Genomic DNA, 19,724 nt, shown 5'->3' with positions numbered 1-19,724 from the left:
CGTTATATTTGATTCATCAAAATGAATATAAAAAAAATAGCTAACGACACTCTTCGTTTTATAATTAATAGAATAATTGAAATTGTAGGTATATCTATTTCTTTAATTGGAGTTTTGCTTTTCTTAGCGCTAATTTCATACTCTCCAAGTGATCCTAATTTTATATTTCCAGAAAACACTGAAATTCAAAATATTTTAGGCTTTAAAGGAAGCTACATTTCCGATTTATTTTTTCAGTCAATTGGAGCAATATCTTATTTGATTTCGATTACATTACTGATAACTGGAGTAAATATTTTTAATAGTAAAGATGTGTTTTTAATTATAGAAAATATTTTTTTTTCTATTTTTTACTGTGTTTTTGGATCTTTATTTTTTAATTTTTTTTATCAAAATACATTTGAACTATATATTAATGGCAACGGAGGATTTATAGGTCAATACTTAGGTCAAACCTTTCTTTTAAATCTTATAAATATCCAAACTTCATTATCATATTTCATTCTTTTACTTCTAATTTTGGCTTTTTTTTTAATAAGCATCAATTTTAGCCTAAGAGGATTTTGGAATTTTATAAAAAAGATTATCAAATTTATCAAAAAAGATGAAAGCAAACCTTATACTGATAGAAGTGAAGTTATTAGCGAATATATTCCTCAAGAAGAGATTAAAAATTTAATTCAAGAAGATCTTCCATTCATAAAAGCTGAAAAGATAAAAGAAAATGAAAAAACTAAATTTAAATTGCCTGTATTAGATTTATTAAAAAAACCAACTAAACAAGAAAGAGAAAATTCAAATAAAGAAGAAGCCAGTGATCCAGCTTTTCTTGAAAAAATTTTGTTAGATTTTGGTGTGAATGGCAACATTAAAAAAGTAAGCCATGGACCTGTTGTTACTTTAAATGAATTTGAACCAGCTGCAGGGGTTAAAGTATCGAAGATAATTAATTTATCTGATGACATAGCAAGAAATACAAGCTCAGAGTCTGCAAGAATTGCTACAATACCTGGAAGTAATACTGTTGGTATCGAGCTTCCAAATTCTTCTAGAGAAAATGTTTATTTAAGCGAAATTTTAGATAAATCTGATTTTAAAAAAAAAGAAATTAAGCTTCCAATAGCTCTCGGGAAAAATATTTCAGGTACACCTATTGTTGGTGATCTGGCTTCAATGCCCCACTTACTTATAGCAGGAACAACTGGTTCTGGAAAATCGGTATGTATCAACACTATAATTTTATCTCTTCTTTACAGACATACCCCAGAAAAATGTAAATTTATTTTAATAGATCCTAAAATGTTAGAATTATCTACTTATGAAGGAATTCCACATTTGTTGTGCCCTGTAATCACTGAAGCCAAAAAAGCTGCTTCAGTTCTTGGCTGGGTTGTTAAAGAAATGGAAAGCAGATACCGATTAATGACAAAAGAAGGTGTTAGAAACATAGATGGCTATAATGCAAAACATAAATTACCAATGCCATATATTGTAGTTGTGGTAGATGAAATGTCAGATTTAATGCTGGTTGCGGGTAAAGAAATAGAAAATTACATTCAAAAATTATCACAAATGGCAAGGGCAGCTGGAATTCATATTATTATGGCCACACAAAGACCAAGTGTAGATGTAATTACTGGTACAATTAAAGCTAATTTTCCTACAAGAATATCATTTCAAGTAACTTCAAAAATAGATAGTAGAACAATATTAGGAGAACAAGGAGCTGAGCAACTTCTTGGTAAGGGTGATATGCTTTATATGTCCTCAGCCAATAGAATTCTTAGAATTCACGCTCCTTTTGTGTCTGACAATGAAATAGAGAAAATTAACAATTTTTTAAGATCTCAAGCAGAGCCAGATTATGTTGATGAAATCTTAAACTTTGCTGATGAAAAAGAAATTGGTGATGGCTCTAAAAGTAGTGGTGAGAAAGACGAACTATACCAAACTGCTTTGGAAATTATTAAATCTGAGGGAAAAGCTTCAACATCATTTTTGCAGAGAAAACTTCAAATCGGATACAACAGAGCTGCTAGAATTATTGACATGATGGAAGAAGATGGAATTGTTAGTAAAGCAAATCATGTTGGTAAAAGAGACGTTCTTTAATGAAAAAAATTTTGTTAATTTTTTTTATTATAAATTTTAATAATCTTAGTTTCGGATCAATAAAAGAAAATATAATAAATAACTTACAGAATATTGATAATTTAAGTTTCAACTTTGAACAAAATATAAATGGCAAAATAGAAAAGGGAAATTGTATAATTGAGTATCCGAAAAAAATATTTTGTAACTATGATAATACAAATAATAAGATTTTAGTTTCAAATGGTAGATCTCTTGTGATTAAAACTAAAAGTGGTAGCTACTATAGATATTCTCTTAAAAAAACACCATTAAATTACATTCTTGATAAAAATTTTTTAATTAATGAAATTCAAAACCTTGAAGAAAGAATTATTGATAATGAATTTATAAATTTTAAAATTTTAAAAGAAGATAACGAAATAAATATTTTTTTTAATAATACCAACTATAATCTTGTAGGTTGGCAAACATTAGATATATATCAAAACTTAAGTATTACTTACATCTCTTCTCTTAAAACTAATCAACAATTAAAAAGTAATATCTTTGAATTACCAGATTCTAATTAAACTTTAATAGTTTCCTTTTTATAAATCTTCATTCCTCTAGCCATATAATTTTTCAAAGCATTTTTGTGATCTAAAGTGCATGTGTGAACCCAAACTCTCTCAATATTTTTTTTTAAGAAAGACTTTTTTATCGCTTCAGAAAGAAGATATCCGCCTAGCTTTTTATTATGATATTCTTCAAGGAGACCAAAATAAGCTATTTCGATTTCTTTAAGATTTAAGTGGTTTATTAACTCAAAATATCCTGCAAGATCATTTTCAATTTTCAAAATGTATGTTTCAATATTTGCACTTGAGACATATCTAATCCATTCGTTTTCTGACCAAATAAGACGGTCTGTCCATCTATGCTTGTTTCCAACATTCTTATAGAAAAATTTATTTAGTTGGAAATCAACGGGTTCTACCAACTCAATAGAATGGTTGATTTGAGGAACTTTACTCTCAATTAACGCTTCAATCGATTTAATTTCTAAAAAATTTCTTTCAACGATTTGTGTCACTCAACCATTTTTCCAACTTTTTCACCTCCAAATAAATGGAAATGTAAATGAGGAACTTCCTGACCGCCATCCTCGCTTATATTCGCCAATGCTCTATAACCCTTGCCAACTTCTTTTGAAATGCCTAATTTTTTGGCAACAATGTTTATTCCTTTTAATAATCCAACCATTTCCTCGGAGGAGGCGTTTAAACTAAAATCATCTAAATCAGTATATTTACCTTTCGGTATTACAAGCGCATGAATTTTTTTTTGAGGGTTGATATCATGGAATGACAAAACAAATTTATCTTCGTAAATCTTATTACAAGGTATTTCCTCACGTAAAATTTTAGCAAAAATATTATTATCGTCGTAACTCATTTTTTTCTTTTTTCTAATTCTGACATTACATCTTCAATTTTTATATCATTAGCTTCTAAATACATTAGCAAATGATAAAAAACATCTGCTGCTTCATGTATCTTATTTGTATTCTCTTCAACAGCTTCGATTAACTCATTAACTTCCTCCAAAACTTTTGCTTTACTTAGAGATTTCTCAGAAAGTAGTTTGTTTGTATAAGAGCCTTCAACAGGAGATGATTTTCTATCTCTTGCAAGTTTAATTAGATTTTCTAAAGTGTTAAGCATTTTAAATTCTAACAGGTATTCCTTTTGAATCCAAATATTGCTTGGCTTCTTTAACTGAGTGTTTGCCATAGTGAAATATAGATGCTGCTAAAACTGCACTTGCATTACCTAATTTAATACCATCAACTAAATGATCTAAATTTCCTACTCCTCCAGAGGCTATTACAGGAATATTTACTAGTGAGGTAATGTTTGACATTAATTCATTATCATAACCAACTTGTGTTCCATCTCTATCCATAGAAGTTACTAAAAGCTCTCCTGCTCCACTATTTTCCATTTTTTTCGCAAATTCTAATGCATCAATTCCTGTATAATTTCTTCCACCATGGGTAAAAATTTCCCATTTATCATTTTTCTTTTTTGCATCAATTGCAACTACAATACATTGTGAGCCAAATTTTTTAGAACTTTCTTCGATTACTTTTGGATTTTCCACTGCAGCAGTGTTAATTGAAACTTTGTCAGCACCACAATTTAATAGCTTATTGATATCCTCAACATTTCTAACTCCACCACCGACGGTTAAAGGTACAAAACATTTTTTTGAAGTTCTTTCTACAACATCAAAAATAGTATCTCTATTTTCATTTGAGGCTGTGATGTCTAAAAAACAAATTTCATCAGCTCCACCGTCTGAATAAATTCTAGCTTGTTCAACAGGGTCACCTGCATCTTTCAAATCCACAAAATTAATTCCTTTTACAACACGACCATTTTTAACATCTAAACAAGGTATTATTCTATTTTTAAGCATCTAATTCTTTTGCTAATTCGTCTAATTTAATGTCGCCATCATAAATAGCTTTTCCAACTATAATTCCCTCAATATTTTGATTATTCAATTCTTTGGCTTTCTTAATGTCATCTATTGATGAAACTCCACCTGATATAATTACAGGACAATTAGATGTACTTGCAACCTCTATAGTCTCTTCAAAGTTAGGGCTTTGTTTCATTCCATCTCTGTTAATATCAGTATAAATCAGCCTGCTAGCGCCATATTCGTTTACTTCTCTTAAATAATCTAAAGTTAATTTATTAGAATTTTCTTTCCATCCAGACACTGATAAATATCCATCTTTTGCATCTAAACCTAAAGCAATTTTACTAGGAAATTTTTCACAAGCTTCTTTTAAAAAATTTCTATCTTTTATAGCAGCACTGCCTAAAATAACTTTTTCAACACCAACATCTGCATATCTCTGAATACTTTCAAAACTTCTTACCCCGCCACCAATTTCAATTTTGATATTAAATTCACTTACAATTTTCTCAATGATATCTAAATTAACTGTTTCCCCTGTTAGGGCTCCGTCTAAATCAATTATGTGTAAATTTTTAAAACCATGGTCTTTATATTTGCCAGCTTGATCAACTGGAGACATTTTATATTCAGTTTTATTATCAAAATCTCCTTTGACTAGCCTTACACATTTTTTGTCTTTAATATCTATCGCAGGAAATATTTTCATTTTATAAATTTAAAAAATTTTCAATTATTTTTAATCCTAGTTTATCACTCTTCTCTGGATGAAACTGTGTTCCAAATATATTTTCCTTTTCAATAGAACAAACAATATTTGATGAATAGTTAGTTGTTGATGAAATTACATCCTTATCTTTAGGAATAAATTCATAACTATGAACAAAGTACATGTGAGATTTATCTTTAATATCTTTAAAAATCCTACTGTCTTTGACTATATTTAATTCATTCCAACCAATATGAGGAAGTTTAAATTTTCCATTTTGATTATCAATTTTTGATACCTTTCCTGAAATCCAACCTAAACCTTTAGTCTCTGTTTCCTCATATCCAACGTCAGCAAACATTTGAAGACCAACACAAATTCCAAGCAAGGGTTTTTTAGTTATTGTTGTAAATTCATTCAAAGCATCAACTAATCCATTAATATTATTAAGTGCATCAACACAGCTTTTAAAAGAGCCCTGCCCTGGTAGAACTATTTTGTCAGAAGATTTAATTTTATCAAGGCTTGGGGTTACTTCTATATGAATTTTTTCTTTAGCAACTTCTTTAAAAGAATTGATTACTGAGCTTATATTGCCTGAATTATAATCAACAATTGTGACATTCATTAAACTTATAATGAGCCTTTGGTAGATGGAATACTTTTTTTATTTCGTGGATCCATCTCTAGAGCTGACCTTAAAGATCTTGCTAAACCTTTGTAGCAGGACTCAATGATATGATGACTATTATCTCCATATATATTTTCTACGTGCAATGTAATTCCAGCTGATTGAGAAAAAGCTTGAAACCATTCTTTGAACAGTTCCGTGTCCATTTCGCCAAGTTTTTCTACTTTGACTTTTACTTTCCAAATTAAATAAGGTCTGTTTGATACATCAACTGCAACACGAGTTAAGGTTTCATCCATTGGTATCATTGCATGTGCATACCTTTTTATCCCAACAAATTTTTTAGCAGCTTTTTTAAGAGCCTCTCCAATTGCGATCCCTGTATCTTCTGTTGTGTGATGAAGATCGATATGTGTATCTCCTTTTGCTTTAACTTTAAGATCAATTAATGAATGCTTTGATAATTGCTCAAGCATGTGATCTAAAAAACCAATGCCTGTATCAATTTTATATTGACCTTTTCCATCAATATTAACTTCAACACTAATGCTGGTTTCTTTAGTTTTTCTGGATACTTTTCCTTTTCTAGCCATATATTTTAAAGGTATACATAGATAATCTCAGTATATCAATATTAGTATCTACACTTGAAGAATATTAATTAGTAACCATCTAACATTAATGACTACGATAGTATTAGTAAGAAAAAATAATGAAGTAGTAGTTGCCGGTGACGGGCAAGTAAGTATGGGTAATACTGTTGTTAAAAGCACAGCTTCAAAAGTTAGAAAAATTGAAAAAAGAGATGTGGTTGCGGGGTTTGCAGGTTCAACTGCTGACGCTTTAACTTTATTTGAAAGATTAGAAGCTAAAATAGAAAAGCATGCGGGGAATTTATCAAGAGCTGCTGTTGAGTTAGCAAAAGATTGGCGAACAGATAAATATTTAAGAAGATTAGAAGCTTTAATGGCAATTGGCGATAAGGAAAATAGTTATATTATTTCAGGTACAGGGGATGTTTTGGAGCCTGAAGGAGATATTATTGGAATTGGTTCTGGCGGTAATTATGCTTTGGCGGCTGGAAAAGTTTTACTTGAAACTGACATGAGTGCAGAAGAAATTGCAAAAAAAGCAATTAAAGTTGCTTCTGAAATATGTGTTTTCACCAATGATAATGTTAAGGTTTTAAAAATATAATGGAAAAATCAAACGTAACCCCTTTAATTCCAAAAGAAAAAAAAGAACAAAGTTCACTTGTAAGTTCTTTGTCTCCTAGGGAAATTGTTTCAGAGTTAGATAGATTTGTTGTTGGTCAAAATAAAGCAAAAAAAGCTGTTTCTGTTGCTTTAAGAAATAGATGGAGAAGACAAGCTCTTGAAGGTGAAATGAAAAATGAAGTTTTACCAAAAAATATTTTAATGATTGGTCCAACTGGAGTTGGAAAAACTGAGATTTCAAGACGACTATCTAAACTTGCGGAAGCACCATTTGTTAAAGTTGAGGCAACAAGATTTACTGAGGTTGGTTATGTTGGAAGAGATGTTGAGCAAATAGTAAGAGATTTAATTGAGATAGCAATCTCAATGGAAAAAGTTAAAAGAAGAAAAGAAGTTTTTGCTCAAGCACAAAAGGCGGCTGAGGAAAAAGTTTTAGATGCCCTAGTTGGTAAAAAAGCAAGCTTAGCTACTAGAGAGAGTTTTAGAACAAGACTGAGAAATGGTGATTTAGATGATAACGAGATAGAAATTGCTGTTAGTGATACTGGATCTGGTGGTACTTCATTTGAAATTCCCGGAATGCCTGGTGCAAATGTTGGAATGATAAACATTGGTGAAATCATGGGTAAATCTATGGGTGCAAAAGAGAAGAAAAAGAAAATGACTGTAAAAGAGTCTCATGAAATTTTAATCAATGATGAGTCTGACAAATTGATTGAGCAGGACAAAATTGTAAAAGCAGCAAAATTATCCACAGAAAATAATGGAATTGTTTTTCTTGATGAAATAGACAAGATATCTGCAAGAACAGACAGGGTTGGAGGTGATGTATCAAGGGAAGGTGTGCAAAGAGATTTATTGCCTTTAATTGAAGGGACAACTGTAAATACTAAACATGGTCCAATTAAAACTGATCATATATTATTTATAGCTTCAGGTGCCTTTCAGCTTGCAAAACCCTCAGATTTACTACCGGAGCTTCAAGGACGACTACCTATCAGAGTAGAGTTGGAAGCTTTAACGAGTGAAGATTTTAAAAGAATTTTAAAAGAGCCTGACTTTAGTTTGATCAAGCAATATGTAGCACTATTGAAAACAGAAAATGTCGATTTAGAATTTTCAGATGATGGAATAGATACAATTGCGAAAATAGCTTCTGAGGTCAATGCAACAGTTGAAAATATAGGAGCACGTAGACTTCATACCATCATTGAAAAAATATTAGACGATATTAGTTTTACTGCAACTGATAGAGCTGGAGAAAAAATTATTATCAATAAAGAATATATAAATAAAAATTTAGATAACTTAGTGAAAGACACAGATCTTTCGAAATTTATTTTATAATTTTTTTCTTAAAAGAATATAAAAAGCCCCTGCACCACCGTCCTCAATCTTTGCATCCTTTATTTCAATAATTTTTTTCATTAATTCTTCATTATTTTCAATATATTCTGGAACAGAATATTTTAAGATACTAAGATCTTTAGAAACATATGGATCTTTTTCGACATTTGAATGAAGTCCTTTTCCTGTAACGACTATAATTTTTGAAACACTATTTTGATAACAATTTTCAATAAAATTTGTGATGGTAATATTAGCTTGTTCTAAAGTAAAACCATGAAGATCTATATGTTTAGTCTTTAATGTTTTTTTCTTACTAAATTTAAGATCTTTATTTGGTAATTTTTCATCACTAGATAAAAACTCCTCCCAATCTTTCTTATCTTTATCTGAAATATTGTTGTTCAATTAAGTTAATGTATCAACTAATTGCCAGTTTGGATTTCTTGATGTTGTATCTCTTGAAAATACCCATGTATCATATATTTTTTTAATTTTTTCAGGATCTCCTGAAATAACTTTTTTATTTTTATCTTTAATACAAGTTATTACCTCGCTCACAAAATCAACTGTTACATTTAAAATTTTGTCTATTTTTTTATGTTCTTTAATTTTTGCTGAATTTACACCGATAAATGTTATTTCAGCAAAATGACCTCTTTTACTTCTTTCTTTTAAAGCTTCTTCAAATTGGTCGTGAATTTTTTTACTTAACAAAGGTTTACTTGCAATAAGCTTATTATCATTATCACTAAAATCAGTTATAATTGTTTCATAAGCAATTTTTGCACCTTTTAAAAATTCTCTTTGAGACTCTTCATCAAAGGTATCTTTAATAGTAGCTTTTTTTTCTGTTTGAATATTATTTAATACTTTTTCATACTGAGATGGTGCTTTTCCCTCAAATCCAGTTCTTTTACCTAAAATTCCTCTTAATCTTAAAAAGATAAAACCAGCAATCATTGCAAGAAGTATTATATCGATGTACTCAAAACTATAATTCATGGAGAGAATGTAATTACTAAGTTGATTAATTTCAACTAACAATTACATTAAAGACAAATGAACCCAGTTTTATTATCAATAATTTTAATTCCAATTTTAGAAATATACTTATTTATTAAAATAGGGTCTCAAATTGGCGCTTTTAATACTATTTTATTAATATTCATTACCGCATTCATTGGAATTTATTACGCAAAGTATGAGGGATTAAACACAATTAGGTCTGGATTTTTACAAATTGTTAAAAATCAAACACCTGCTTATGAAATTATATCAGGTGCTGCAATAGCTTTTGCTGCTATCCTTCTTATTCTTCCAGGATTTGCCACTGATTTTTTAGGATTTTTATTAATCTTTCCATTAACAAGAAAATTAATTTTTGGAAATATTTCTAATAAGTTTAAAAAGAATGAGCCGAAAAATAATTTTATTGACGGTGAATACGAAGATATAGAGGACGACAATGACAGAAAAATTTAAAATCTTAGCAAAATATATCAAAGATTTATCAAGTGAGACGCCTGATATAGAAACATTTTTATTTGTCAAAGATAATATTTCAAAATACCAGCTAAATATTGATATCACATCTAAAGCCTTAAAAAATAAGTTCATAGAAGTTAACACAACATTAAAGTTTGAAGATAAAGAGGCTAATGAAAAGAAATCATACTTTGAAATAGTCTATGCATCTATAATAAAAGTTGATGATGATGTTAAGGAAAAGAAAGATTTGGAAAGAATAATTTTATGTGATGTGCCTACAAAAATTTATCCTGACCTAGAAAATGCATTCCTAAATCTAATTCATAACTCTGGGCATCCAACAATAAAATTAGAAAAAAAGATTGATTTTAATAAATTATATAACGAAAGATTTAATTAAAAAAATTTTTCTTTAAATCTTTCTTTAAAAACTCCTTATGCTTTTGCAGTTCTTCAGGTGTTGGTTTAACAACTTTTTTAAAATATAAAATGTTACCTTTATTCAATGTATGAATGTTTTTATCCTGAAGTTGAAAGTCTAAAGTAGGTTCTTTTTGATCAATAAGATTAATGTAAACTTTTGCAAGTAAATCGCAGTCAATTAAAGCTGTGTGCTGAACTCTCTTAGAGTTATCTATACGATATCTCTTACATAAAGCATCAAGACTTATAGAAGAACCTGGAAATTTATCTCTAGCTAAAGATAAAGTATCAACTACTTCATTATTAATCTCATTTTTACCTAACAATTTAAGTTCGTGATTTAAATGCGCAATATCAAACTCAGCATTATGTATTATTAATTTTTTACCATCAATAAATTTTAAAAAATCATCTACAACTTCATTGAATTTTTTTTGATTAGATAAGAAATCATCAGAATACCCATGCACTTCAAAAGCTTTTTCGGAAACTTTTCTTTCAGGATTTAGATAACAATGAAATTTATTTTTTGTTGGTATTAAGTTATCTAGTTCGATACAGCCAATTTCAACTATTCTATGACCATCCTTAACAGATATACCGGTTGTTTCTGTATCTAGTACAATTTCTTTCATTATAAAATTTTAGTTAATATATGTTTAACATTTTTACGAGCAGAGTCTTTTTTAAAATTATTTTTAATAACATAATCTGATCTGTTTTTTTTAAAATCTAGTGGTAATTGAATTTTTTTTAATTTTTGAAAAACGGAGTTATTAAAATTTTTTCTACGTTTTATTCTTTTTAACCTCTCTTTTTGAGAAGAATGAATGAAAACAATTACATCTTTTTTTTTATTTAAATTATTTTCTAACAATAATGGTATATCCAATACTATTGCCTTTTTATTATTATGTTTTTTTTGAAATTTTTTAAGTTCTTTTCTAACTTCTGGATGAACAATTTTTGAGATAATCTTTATATTATTTTTATTTTTTAAAATAGCTCCTATAAGTTCTTCTTTTTGTATAGGTGGGGTTAAAAAGAATTTAGGTAATTTTTTTTTAAGTTTATAAAAAATTTTATCATTAGAGGAATAAATTCTGTTTACTATTTTATCAGCATTGAAAACTGGGTATCCAAATAAATTTGAAATATATGTTTTTCCAGATCCTATACCGCCAACAATAGCTATTCTAATCATTGTATAAATATCTAATTAATTTTTCATCGATCTTAGGCGTTATATTGTGCCATAAATTAAAGGCTTTTTGAGCCTGGTATAAAAACATATCTCTTCCATTAATTATTCCATGACCTTTTTTTTCGGCGTTAAGTAAAAAATTTGTTTTTGGTGGGTTGTAAATAACATCATAAAAAAATTTCTTTCCTTTCAAATTATCAAAATTTAGATCAAGACTTTCACCATCTTTCAAACCAACGCTGGTTGAGTTTATGAATAAATCGCAATCTATAATTTTTCCCCATTCAACAACTTCTATAAAATCAAATTTTTCTTTAATTAAATTTGCATTTTTTAAAGTTCTATTTGAAACATAAATTTTTTTAACTTTTAACTTAGAAAGGGCAAGAATAATTGATGGCACGACTCCACCAGCACCAAAAATGAATGCTTCTTTATTTTCTAATTCTATTTTTTTTTTTAGTAGAGATTTTTCAAATCCATAAATATCAGTATTATCACCATGAATTTTGCCACTTTTATTAAAAATTGTATTAACAGAATTAGTTATTTTTGCATTCTCTGATAAGGTTTCTATACAAGATATTACAGTTTGCTTGTATGGCACGGTTACATTTATGCCGTGAATTTCGTTTGTCTTTATTTTTTTGGTTATTGCTTCAATTTCATCTTCCCTAAGTAAGACTTTATCATATTCACCATCAACATTATTTTTTTGAAACCAATAATTATGAATTCTTGGTGATAAAGAGTGAGATATTGGATTTCCTATAATTAGATGTTTTTTCATTATTCAAAATTTTTTAAATATTCTTTTATTTTTTTAACTGGAAGACCCATGATTGTATCGCTGTCTCCATTAATTTTCAAAAACAAAGATTTTCCAAGACCTTCAATTTGATAAACATTATAAGCATATAGCGCCTCATCACTAATTTTAGATAGATATTCTTCTAATTCAGTTATGCTAAATTTTTTCATAACAAGTTCTGCTTTATCAGTAAAATTCCAAATCATACTTCCACCCATTGAGATGCAGACTGAACTTATCAAACTATGTGTTTTGCCATTTAAAGATTTCAGAATATCAAGAGCTTGACTTCTATTCACTGGTTTAGAAATTACTTTTCCGTCTAAATCAATCACACTATCTGCTCCTAAAACAAGTTCGTTAGGAAATTTATTGCTAACTTTATTGGCTTTTAATTCAGCTAAATTTTTGGATATTATTTCTGGGGACGCTTTCTCTTTTATTAATGAAATTTTAACAATATCTTCATCTACATTTGATGGGAAAACATCACATTCTATACCATAATTTTTTAAAATATCTTTTCTAACTTTGCTTTTAGAAGCTAAGATTATATTAGGCATTATTTTTGCTATAAATTTCGTAGATCTTGATAATGGATGCAGCTGTTTCTTCAACAGATTTTCTTGTTACATCTATGCTTGGCCATCCATATTTTTTAAATGTTTTTTTTGCTTCATCTACTTCTTTTTGAATATTGTCTAGATTTGTATATTTTTTGTTGTCCGTTTCTTTTAATGAATTCATTCTGTTTTTTCTTATATCAACAAGTCTATCCGCTTCTGTGTTCAAACCAATAACACAGCTAAGTTTTGGATTATCTTTCAAAATCTTAGGTATAGAATTTTCATTTACTAATGGAATATTTGAAGTTTTATATCCTTTATTGGCTAAATAAATTGATGTGGGTGTTTTACTTGTTCTACTAACACCTAATAAGATTATATCAGATTTTCCTACTTCATTAACTAAATTTCCATCGTCATGACTCATTGTAAATTGTATTGCTTCTATTCGTTGATAATATTCTTCATTGAGTACATGTTGACCACTTGGTTCGTGTGATGCCTTTTGATTCAATAGTTTAGAGAAACTTAATATTAAATTTCCTAAAACACCAAAACAGGGCAAACCTTTATCTTCACTTTGATTTGCTAAAAATTTAGCAAGGTTGTTATCTACAATCGTATACAAAATTATTGAATTGGTATTTTGTTTTGCACTTTCTAAAATTTTTGAAATTTGATTTTGGGTTCGTGTAAATGAATATGAATGAACTTTATACTCAATGTTATTAAATTGTGCTTTTAAAGCTAAAAAAATTCTATCTAAAGTTTCACCAGTTGAATCTGAAATTAAATATATTTGATAAGTATTACTCATGTATAAAACGTTAATAAATTTGTATAATTTTCTCGTTTTTTATCATTTTAAAATATGTAAAAATTTTTTGTAAATAATATTAATTATTAACAATTATAAACATGTGAATAAACTTATACATTGTTAATAATAATTAATTAATTCTCAAATTTTCCTTATTAATTGTCAATTTTTGAAAGATAGTTATTTTATAAACTGTATAAAAACAGTGCGTAAAAATTAATTATCGTAATCCACAGGATATAATACTAATACAATCTAATATATTATTATTTATATGACTCCTATAAACAAAATAATACTTAATAAAAATACTAATGTTAATCCTATATGGATAATGAGGCAAGCAGGTAGGTATTTACCTGAATTTAGGGAAATAAGATCAAAAAATAAGGACTTTATCAAATTGTGTTTAGATGAAAATTTATCATCTGAAATAACTTTACAACCATTAAAAAGATTTAGTTTGGATGCAGCTATTATTTTTTCAGATATTTTAATGGTACCATATGCACTTAATCAAAAAGTAGAATTTAAAAAAAACTTTGGTCCGATTTTGGGAGATTTAGATATTTCTACAGCTTCAAAATACGATGAAATTGATTTTATTAGAAAGATATTTCCAGTCTATAAGGCAATAAAAAAAGTATCTAATAATGATTTATTGAAAGAAAAGAATACAATTGGGTTTATTGGTGCTCCTTGGACTTTATTGGTTTATATTTTAAATAAACAATCTCCTAAAAAAAAAATAAAAGATAATTTTTTTAAAGACCAATTTTTAATAAATAGAATTCTAGATTTACTAGATAAGTTTTTAAAGATTCACATTAAAAATCAAATTGAAAACGGTGCTAATATTATTCAAATTTTTGATAGTTGGGCCGGTTTATTAGAGGAAAAAGATTTACCAAATTATGTTTATATTCCAACATTAAGTTTAGTTGATTTCGTTAAATCTTTAAATATTCCAGTGATATGTTTTCCACGAGGGATATCTAATTATAAAAATTATTGTGAAATAGTAAAACCAGACGTAATTGGAATTGATTATGATATAGATCCAAAAAAAATTATTAAGGAAATTGATATACCAGTACAAGGTGGATTAGATCCTAAAACACTATTAACCGACAAAGAAAATTTAAAAAAACAAGCAACAAAATATTTAGAAATATTTAAAGATCATCCTTATATATTTAATTTAGGCCATGGGGTCTTACCAGAAACTGATCCTAATATGATGGAATATTTAGTTAATACAGTAAAAGAGTTTAAATGAAATCGAATTTAAATCATCCAAAAGTTAATTATGGAAAAACAGGTGTTTTATTGGTTAACTTAGGAACACCCGATTCCACTAAGTGGCTAGACATAAGAAAATACTTAAAAGAATTTTTATCGGATAAGAGAGTGATAGAAGTTAACCCTTTGCTTTGGCAAGTTATTTTAAATTTATTCATTTTAACTTTTAGACCTTCAAAAACAGCTAAAGCATATAAAGAGATTTGGTTGAAAGAACAAAATATATCTCCTCTACTTTATTACACACAACAACAAACTAAAAAAGTATCTAAAATTTTATCTAATGAAAATTTGATAATTGATTTTGCAATGCGGTATGGAAACCCAAGTATTAAAAGTAAAATTTTAAATTTACACCAGCAAGGTTGTGAAAATTTAGTTATCTTACCTTTATATCCTCAATATGCAGCTGCTACTACCGCAACAGTTTGTGACGAAGTTTATAGAACTTTAATGAAAATGAGATGGCAACCCTCATTAAAAATTATTCCTCATTATGAGTCTGAACCTTTATATATAGATGCATTAGTAAATTCTATAAATAAAAAAATAGAGGAAATAAATTGGAAACCAGACTTAATAATCGCATCTTATCATGGGATACCAAAAAAATATTTTGATAAAGGTGATCCCTACCATTGTTACTGTCATAAAACTACAAGGTTAATCTCAGAGAAATTTAGATCAATTGAAATTAAGACAACTTTTCAATCAAGATTTGGTCCTCAAGAATGGCTAAAGCCATACACTGATAAGACTTTAGAAAGCTTACCAAAAGAAGGAAAAAAAAATGTACTTTTAATATCCCCTGGATTTTCGTCTGATTGTGTAGAAACACTTGAGGAGATATTAATTCAAGGCAAAGAAAGCTTTATTAATTCTGGTGGTGAAAATTTTGACATGGTTCCGTGTCTAAATGATAACGATGATCATATTTTAATGATAAATTCTTTAATTAGAAAAAATATTTAATCAATGAATTTTTATTTTCTTTTTAAATCTTTACATTTGATAGCTGTTATCTCTTGGATGGCAGGACTTTTGTACTTACCTAGAATATTTGTTTATCATTCTGAAAATATGAATAAGGAAGAAATCTGTACTGTTTTTAAAACAATGGAGAGAAAACTCTACAACTATATTATGATGCCAGCCATGATGTTAAGCTGGTTGTTTGGATTGATTTTAATATCATATATTGGATTTGAAACACTAAGCGCCACATGGTTACAAATTAAATTAGTTTTAGTTATTTTATTGTCGATTTATCACTTTTATTTAGGATCACTTTTGAAGAGTTTTAATGAAAATAATAATACAAAATCCTCAAAATTTTTTAGATGGTTAAATGAATTTCCAACATTATTATTAATTATTATTGTCTTTATTGTTATTTTTAAACCTATCTAGAGTTGAAATTTTATTAAAATAAACTATATTAGTTTCATCTAATTAATTTTTTTCTAAATCCCCTAAATTTATGAATATCCAAGAACTAAAATTAAAAACCTCTGAACAACTTATTTCACAAGCTGAAGAGCTTGGAATTGAGAATGCTAGCACCCTTAGGAAACAGGAAATACTTTTTGCAATTTTAAAAAAAGTCGCTGAGAAAGAAGAAATAACTGGAGCTGGAGTTTTACAATTACTTCAAGATGGTTTTGGTTTTTTAAGAGCAATGGAGTCAAACTATTTACCAGGACCAGATGATATTTATGTAAGCCCTAGTCAAATTAGAAAGTTTGGTTTAAGAACAGGAGATACTGTAGAGGGACCTGTAAGAGCACCAAAAGAAGGTGAAAGATATTTTGCATTATTACAAGTAAGTAAAATTAATTTTGAAGAGCCGGAAAAATCTAGACACAAAATAGCATTTGATAATTTAACTCCATTATATCCAGACAAACAATTGGTTATGGAAATTGAAACATCAAAAATAGATAAAAAACCTGATTTAACTCCAAGATTAATTGATTTGGTAAGTCCAATTGGTAAAGGCCAGCGTTCGATAATAATTTCACCACCAAAAGCTGGTAAGACCATGATTTTACAAAGTATCGCAAATTCAATAGCAAAAAATTATCCTGAATGTTACTTAATTGTTTTACTCATAGACGAAAGACCTGAAGAGGTTACAGACATGCAAAGAACCGTAAAAGGAGAAGTTATAAGCTCTACATTTGATGAACCAGCACAAAGACACGTTGCTGTTGCAGAGATGGTTATAGAGAAAGCAAAAAGATTAACAGAACATAAAAAAGATGTTGTTATACTATTAGACTCAATCACTAGACTTGGAAGAGCTTATAATGCCGTTATACCAAGCTCAGGTAAAGTCTTAACTGGTGGTGTAGATGCTAATGCTTTGCAAAGACCAAAAAGATTTTTTGGTGCAGCAAGAAATATTGAAGAAGGAGGATCTTTAACAATTATATCTACAGCTTTAATCGATACGGGAAGCAGAATGGATGAAGTTATTTTTGAGGAATTTAAAGGTACTGGTAACAGTGAAACGGTATTAGATAGAAAGATTGCAGATAAAAGAATTTATCCTGCAATTGATATAACTAAATCAGGGACCAGAAGAGAAGAACTGTTATTTGATAAGAATGATTTACAAAAAATGAACGTGTTAAGAAGGATTATTGCCCCAATGGGCACAATGGATGCTATTGAATTTATAAGCTCGAAATTAAAAGATACAAAAAATAATGCAGAGTTTTTTAATTCAATGAATAAACCTGCTTAAATATATTTAATTTAAAAGAATGTCTTTAAAGATGTTATTTTTTTTTAATTCATAAATTTTTTGATAAGCATTCTCTAAAGCATCAATATAGTCTGAATTATTAAACATTTTTTTTTTTTCAATATTATTCTTTAATTTTTTTTTTATATCATTTAACTTAGACCTATCTTGGCCTAAATTAATTGCTATTTTTTTATAGTCAGATAAGTTTGAAGCTATTAATTCACTTAAATCAGCCTCAACAAGTAAACTAGAACAGACATTATTTGCAAAAGTTTCAGATTTACAGGTTACTATAGGAACACCCGATATTAATGAAGCATAACCCGTAGAATGCGCTGAGTAAGGGCAGGTATCCAAAAAAATATCTGCTAAACTCTGTTTTGATAAATAATCATGATAATTATTTGTTTTATCAGTGAAAAAAATTCTTTGAGAGTCTAAATTATTCTTTTCTGCGTAATTTATAATATTTTTTTTTGCAATTTTGTTTGAAATATTTAACCAAAGGATACTGTTTTTAACTTTTTTTAAAATTTCTACCCAACAGTCAAAAATGTTTGGTAAAATTTTGTAGCTACTGTTAAAGCAACAATAAACAATATTTTCGTTTGTAATATCAAAATTTATTTTTTTGTAATTATTTTTCAAAAATTTTTGAGTGTCATCTCCTGGCATAAAAGTTTTTGGCATATATATAATTTTTTCAGAATAAAATTTACGAGATGAAGTCGGTATAACAGTTTTGTCTGCGATCAGATAATCAATATTTTTTAATCCTGTAGAACCCGCATAACCTAAGTAGGAAACTTGAATAGGGGCACATCTTTGGCTAAATATTTGATACCTATTTAAATTAGTAAATCCACACAAGTCAATCGCTATATCTATTTTTAAATTTTTAGCTAGCCTAATAATGTTTTCGTTACTTTCTTGATTTACATAAAAAAATTTATCGAAATAATTTTTAATTTCATTGTGCTGTTTATCTTTTTTTGTATTAAAATAGAAACCAATTATTTCAAATTTTTTTCTATTGTGTAATTCTAATTTTTTTTTTAATTGATTAGAAACAGCATGGTCACAAAAATCTGGGGAAAAATAACCTAAAATAATTTTTTTATTTTCATGTAAAGCAAAATTGCTGCGAAAGTTTTTTTCTTTATTAAATAATAAAGAGTTTTTTAACAATAGTTCAGCAGAATCAAGCATGGTCAAGCTTTGCCAAGGCCTTATAACCTTTTTGTTTTCTTTTATATTGTCTTCTATCTGAGCTTTATCTTCACTAAAATTATCCCAATTGCACAAATGATTTTTTGTAAATCTTAATTGACCTTTTAAATATGGATAATTTGGATTTATTTTTAGAGCTATTTCAAAGACTTTTTCAGCCATCTGCAAATCACCTGTCTCTCTATAACTGATGGCTAAATTATAGTAAGCCTCAACGTCGTTTGGATTAAGTTTGATAACTGATTGAAAGCATAAAATAGATTTTTCTTTTTTATTTAATAAATTATAAACAACAGCAAGATTAAAATAGGTATCAGAAAATTTATTATTCAAAGTTAGTGACTTTTTAAAATATTTTATAGCTTCATTATAATCTTTTTTAATGAGGAAAGACTCGGCTAAATTATAAACTGGCTCAACATATAAATTATTAATCTGAAAAGCCTCTAGCCAACATTTTCTTGCTTCATTTGTTTGATTAAGGTTGTTTAAAATTATACCTTTAAAATTTATGTTTTTTTCATGGTTCGGGTTTTTAGCAAGTAATTTGTCAATACCTATTAGTGCTTGATTGAAATTTTTTGCTTTAAAATCTTCAAGAATATTTTGAATAGACGTCATATTTTCAACTTATTGTCTTTATTTTTATTATCTAAAT

25 protein-coding genes are annotated in these 19,724 nt (G+C 28.0%); 10 read left to right on the top strand and 15 right to left on the bottom strand.

What is annotated here, in order from left to right:
- The first annotated feature begins 21 nt into the window (after positions 1-21).
- The gene (locus tag ACTTAU_RS01290; RefSeq protein WP_438304767.1) at positions 22-2,112 is read left to right on the top strand and encodes a DNA translocase FtsK; all 2,091 of its coding nucleotides are present in this window, start codon (positions 22-24) and stop codon (positions 2,110-2,112) included.
- Positions 2,112-2,663, top strand: coding sequence for a LolA family protein (locus tag ACTTAU_RS01285; RefSeq protein ID WP_438304766.1), 552 nt, complete (start codon positions 2,112-2,114; stop codon positions 2,661-2,663). Before ACTTAU_RS01290 ends, ACTTAU_RS01285 begins: the two co-directional genes overlap by 1 nt.
- Here the strand turns inward: ACTTAU_RS01285 and ACTTAU_RS01280 are convergent.
- From ACTTAU_RS01280 to hisB, 7 genes are read right to left on the bottom strand one after another with little or no spacing between them, the layout of a single operon-like run.
- On the bottom strand, positions 2,660-3,166 hold the full coding sequence (locus ACTTAU_RS01280) for a GNAT family N-acetyltransferase (protein ID WP_438304765.1): 507 nt from the start codon (positions 3,164-3,166) through the stop codon (positions 2,660-2,662). The genes ACTTAU_RS01285 and ACTTAU_RS01280 overlap by 4 nt on opposite strands.
- Positions 3,163-3,528: an HIT domain-containing protein gene (locus ACTTAU_RS01275; RefSeq protein WP_438304764.1), complete on the bottom strand. Its 366-nt coding sequence runs from the start codon at positions 3,526-3,528 to the stop codon at positions 3,163-3,165. The genes ACTTAU_RS01280 and ACTTAU_RS01275 overlap by 4 nt, the downstream gene beginning before the upstream one ends.
- Entirely contained in the window at positions 3,525-3,797 is a 273-nt protein-coding gene (gene hisE, locus ACTTAU_RS01270; protein WP_438304762.1) for a phosphoribosyl-ATP diphosphatase, read from the bottom strand. Before hisE ends, ACTTAU_RS01275 begins: the two co-directional genes overlap by 4 nt.
- Position 3,798: 1 nt before the next feature.
- The gene (gene hisF / locus ACTTAU_RS01265; RefSeq protein ID WP_438304761.1) at positions 3,799-4,554 is read right to left on the bottom strand and encodes an imidazole glycerol phosphate synthase subunit HisF; all 756 of its coding nucleotides are present in this window, start codon (positions 4,552-4,554) and stop codon (positions 3,799-3,801) included.
- Positions 4,547-5,272: a 1-(5-phosphoribosyl)-5-[(5-phosphoribosylamino)methylideneamino]imidazole-4-carboxamide isomerase gene (gene hisA, locus ACTTAU_RS01260; RefSeq protein WP_438304760.1), complete on the bottom strand. Its 726-nt coding sequence runs from the start codon at positions 5,270-5,272 to the stop codon at positions 4,547-4,549. Before hisA ends, hisF begins: the two co-directional genes overlap by 8 nt.
- 1 nt (position 5,273) lies before the next feature.
- Complete coding sequence (hisH, locus tag ACTTAU_RS01255; protein WP_438304759.1) at positions 5,274-5,900, bottom strand: imidazole glycerol phosphate synthase subunit HisH; 627 nt, start codon at positions 5,898-5,900, stop codon at positions 5,274-5,276.
- 5 nt (positions 5,901-5,905) lie between these two features.
- A complete protein-coding gene (hisB, locus tag ACTTAU_RS01250; protein ID WP_438304757.1) occupies positions 5,906-6,496 on the bottom strand; it encodes an imidazoleglycerol-phosphate dehydratase HisB in 591 nt (196 codons plus the stop codon).
- Positions 6,497-6,584: 88 nt separating this feature from the next.
- Here hisB and hslV point away from each other — a divergent pair, with 88 nt between their 5' ends.
- Together hslV and hslU are read left to right on the top strand one after the other, a co-directional pair.
- Entirely contained in the window at positions 6,585-7,100 is a 516-nt protein-coding gene (hslV, locus tag ACTTAU_RS01245) for an ATP-dependent protease subunit HslV (protein ID WP_438304756.1), read from the top strand.
- Positions 7,100-8,467 (top strand): ATP-dependent protease ATPase subunit HslU, encoded by a 1,368-nt coding sequence (hslU, locus tag ACTTAU_RS01240; RefSeq protein ID WP_438304755.1) that lies wholly within the window; start codon positions 7,100-7,102, stop codon positions 8,465-8,467. The genes hslV and hslU overlap by 1 nt, the downstream gene beginning before the upstream one ends.
- On the opposite strand, the gene ACTTAU_RS01235 is transcribed toward hslU, so the two are convergent.
- A complete protein-coding gene (locus ACTTAU_RS01235; RefSeq protein WP_438304754.1) occupies positions 8,462-8,875 on the bottom strand; it encodes a Smr/MutS family protein in 414 nt (137 codons plus the stop codon). The genes hslU and ACTTAU_RS01235 overlap by 6 nt on opposite strands.
- On the bottom strand, positions 8,876-9,472 hold the full coding sequence (locus ACTTAU_RS01230) for a Tim44/TimA family putative adaptor protein (RefSeq protein WP_438304753.1): 597 nt from the start codon (positions 9,470-9,472) through the stop codon (positions 8,876-8,878).
- Between the two features lie 57 nt (positions 9,473-9,529).
- Between ACTTAU_RS01230 and ACTTAU_RS01225 the strand changes: the two genes are divergently transcribed.
- Positions 9,530-9,952: an FxsA family protein gene (locus ACTTAU_RS01225; RefSeq protein WP_438304751.1), complete on the top strand. Its 423-nt coding sequence runs from the start codon at positions 9,530-9,532 to the stop codon at positions 9,950-9,952.
- A complete protein-coding gene (locus ACTTAU_RS01220) occupies positions 9,936-10,358 on the top strand; it encodes a protein-export chaperone SecB (RefSeq protein WP_438304748.1) in 423 nt (140 codons plus the stop codon). The genes ACTTAU_RS01225 and ACTTAU_RS01220 overlap by 17 nt, the downstream gene beginning before the upstream one ends.
- Here the strand turns inward: ACTTAU_RS01220 and dnaQ are convergent.
- Genes dnaQ through ACTTAU_RS01195 form a run of 5 tightly spaced genes read right to left on the bottom strand, consistent with a single transcriptional unit; the run spans position 10,351 to position 13,779 of the window.
- A complete protein-coding gene (dnaQ, locus tag ACTTAU_RS01215; protein WP_438304747.1) occupies positions 10,351-11,016 on the bottom strand; it encodes a DNA polymerase III subunit epsilon in 666 nt (221 codons plus the stop codon). The genes ACTTAU_RS01220 and dnaQ overlap by 8 nt on opposite strands.
- Positions 11,016-11,585: a dephospho-CoA kinase gene (gene coaE / locus ACTTAU_RS01210; protein ID WP_438304746.1), complete on the bottom strand. Its 570-nt coding sequence runs from the start codon at positions 11,583-11,585 to the stop codon at positions 11,016-11,018. The genes dnaQ and coaE overlap by 1 nt, the downstream gene beginning before the upstream one ends.
- Complete coding sequence (gene aroE, locus ACTTAU_RS01205; protein ID WP_438306241.1) at positions 11,578-12,378, bottom strand: shikimate dehydrogenase; 801 nt, start codon at positions 12,376-12,378, stop codon at positions 11,578-11,580. The genes coaE and aroE overlap by 8 nt, the downstream gene beginning before the upstream one ends.
- Complete coding sequence (locus tag ACTTAU_RS01200; protein ID WP_438306240.1) at positions 12,375-12,962, bottom strand: Maf family protein; 588 nt, start codon at positions 12,960-12,962, stop codon at positions 12,375-12,377. The genes aroE and ACTTAU_RS01200 overlap by 4 nt, the downstream gene beginning before the upstream one ends.
- Complete coding sequence (locus tag ACTTAU_RS01195; RefSeq protein WP_438304744.1) at positions 12,952-13,779, bottom strand: pyruvate, water dikinase regulatory protein; 828 nt, start codon at positions 13,777-13,779, stop codon at positions 12,952-12,954. The genes ACTTAU_RS01200 and ACTTAU_RS01195 overlap by 11 nt, the downstream gene beginning before the upstream one ends.
- A 277-nt stretch (positions 13,780-14,056) precedes the next feature.
- On the opposite strand from ACTTAU_RS01195, the gene hemE reads away from it, so the two are divergent.
- From hemE to rho, 4 genes are all read left to right on the top strand, one after another.
- Positions 14,057-15,061, top strand: a complete 1,005-nt coding sequence (gene hemE / locus ACTTAU_RS01190) for a uroporphyrinogen decarboxylase (protein ID WP_438304743.1) — start codon at positions 14,057-14,059, stop codon at positions 15,059-15,061.
- A complete protein-coding gene (gene hemH / locus ACTTAU_RS01185; protein ID WP_438304742.1) occupies positions 15,058-16,056 on the top strand; it encodes a ferrochelatase in 999 nt (332 codons plus the stop codon). The genes hemE and hemH overlap by 4 nt, the downstream gene beginning before the upstream one ends.
- A 3-nt stretch (positions 16,057-16,059) precedes the next feature.
- Positions 16,060-16,494 (top strand): protoporphyrinogen oxidase HemJ, encoded by a 435-nt coding sequence (gene hemJ, locus ACTTAU_RS01180; RefSeq protein ID WP_438304741.1) that lies wholly within the window; start codon positions 16,060-16,062, stop codon positions 16,492-16,494.
- 70 nt (positions 16,495-16,564) lie between these two features.
- Positions 16,565-17,833: a transcription termination factor Rho gene (gene rho / locus ACTTAU_RS01175; protein ID WP_438304739.1), complete on the top strand. Its 1,269-nt coding sequence runs from the start codon at positions 16,565-16,567 to the stop codon at positions 17,831-17,833.
- 6 nt (positions 17,834-17,839) lie between these two features.
- Here rho and ACTTAU_RS01170 read toward each other — a convergent pair whose 3' ends face one another.
- On the bottom strand, positions 17,840-19,687 hold the full coding sequence (locus ACTTAU_RS01170) for an O-linked N-acetylglucosamine transferase, SPINDLY family protein (RefSeq protein WP_440632904.1): 1,848 nt from the start codon (positions 19,685-19,687) through the stop codon (positions 17,840-17,842).
- Between the last annotated feature and the right edge of the window lie 37 nt (positions 19,688-19,724).

The organism is Candidatus Pelagibacter sp. HIMB1505, from assembly GCF_052047915.1.
Lineage (GTDB): Bacteria > Pseudomonadota > Alphaproteobacteria > Pelagibacterales > Pelagibacteraceae > Pelagibacter > Pelagibacter communis_A.
Note: the sequence above shows the minus strand (reverse complement) of the source record. Positions and strands in the feature narration are given on the sequence as shown.

Coding starts and splice junctions, on each gene's coding strand:
- ACTTAU_RS01290 (WP_438304767.1), top strand. CDS start 22: ATGAATATAAAAAAAATAGCTAACGACACTCTTCGTTTTATAATTAAT.
- ACTTAU_RS01285 (WP_438304766.1), top strand. CDS start 2,112: ATGAAAAAAATTTTGTTAATTTTTTTTATTATAAATTTTAATAATCTT.
- ACTTAU_RS01275 (WP_438304764.1), bottom strand. CDS start 3,528: ATGAGTTACGACGATAATAATATTTTTGCTAAAATTTTACGTGAGGAA.
- hisE (WP_438304762.1), bottom strand. CDS start 3,797: ATGCTTAACACTTTAGAAAATCTAATTAAACTTGCAAGAGATAGAAAA.
- hisF (WP_438304761.1), bottom strand. CDS start 4,554: ATGCTTAAAAATAGAATAATACCTTGTTTAGATGTTAAAAATGGTCGT.
- hisA (WP_438304760.1), bottom strand. CDS start 5,272: ATGAAAATATTTCCTGCGATAGATATTAAAGACAAAAAATGTGTAAGG.
- hisH (WP_438304759.1), bottom strand. CDS start 5,900: ATGAATGTCACAATTGTTGATTATAATTCAGGCAATATAAGCTCAGTA.
- hisB (WP_438304757.1), bottom strand. CDS start 6,496: ATGGCTAGAAAAGGAAAAGTATCCAGAAAAACTAAAGAAACCAGCATT.
- hslV (WP_438304756.1), top strand. CDS start 6,585: ATGACTACGATAGTATTAGTAAGAAAAAATAATGAAGTAGTAGTTGCC.
- hslU (WP_438304755.1), top strand. CDS start 7,100: ATGGAAAAATCAAACGTAACCCCTTTAATTCCAAAAGAAAAAAAAGAA.
- ACTTAU_RS01230 (WP_438304753.1), bottom strand. CDS start 9,472: ATGAATTATAGTTTTGAGTACATCGATATAATACTTCTTGCAATGATT.
- ACTTAU_RS01225 (WP_438304751.1), top strand. CDS start 9,530: ATGAACCCAGTTTTATTATCAATAATTTTAATTCCAATTTTAGAAATA.
- ACTTAU_RS01220 (WP_438304748.1), top strand. CDS start 9,936: ATGACAGAAAAATTTAAAATCTTAGCAAAATATATCAAAGATTTATCA.
- dnaQ (WP_438304747.1), bottom strand. CDS start 11,016: ATGAAAGAAATTGTACTAGATACAGAAACAACCGGTATATCTGTTAAG.
- coaE (WP_438304746.1), bottom strand. CDS start 11,585: ATGATTAGAATAGCTATTGTTGGCGGTATAGGATCTGGAAAAACATAT.
- ACTTAU_RS01195 (WP_438304744.1), bottom strand. CDS start 13,779: ATGAGTAATACTTATCAAATATATTTAATTTCAGATTCAACTGGTGAA.
- hemE (WP_438304743.1), top strand. CDS start 14,057: ATGACTCCTATAAACAAAATAATACTTAATAAAAATACTAATGTTAAT.
- hemH (WP_438304742.1), top strand. CDS start 15,058: ATGAAATCGAATTTAAATCATCCAAAAGTTAATTATGGAAAAACAGGT.
- hemJ (WP_438304741.1), top strand. CDS start 16,060: ATGAATTTTTATTTTCTTTTTAAATCTTTACATTTGATAGCTGTTATC.
- rho (WP_438304739.1), top strand. CDS start 16,565: ATGAATATCCAAGAACTAAAATTAAAAACCTCTGAACAACTTATTTCA.
- ACTTAU_RS01170 (WP_440632904.1), bottom strand. CDS start 19,687: ATGACGTCTATTCAAAATATTCTTGAAGATTTTAAAGCAAAAAATTTC.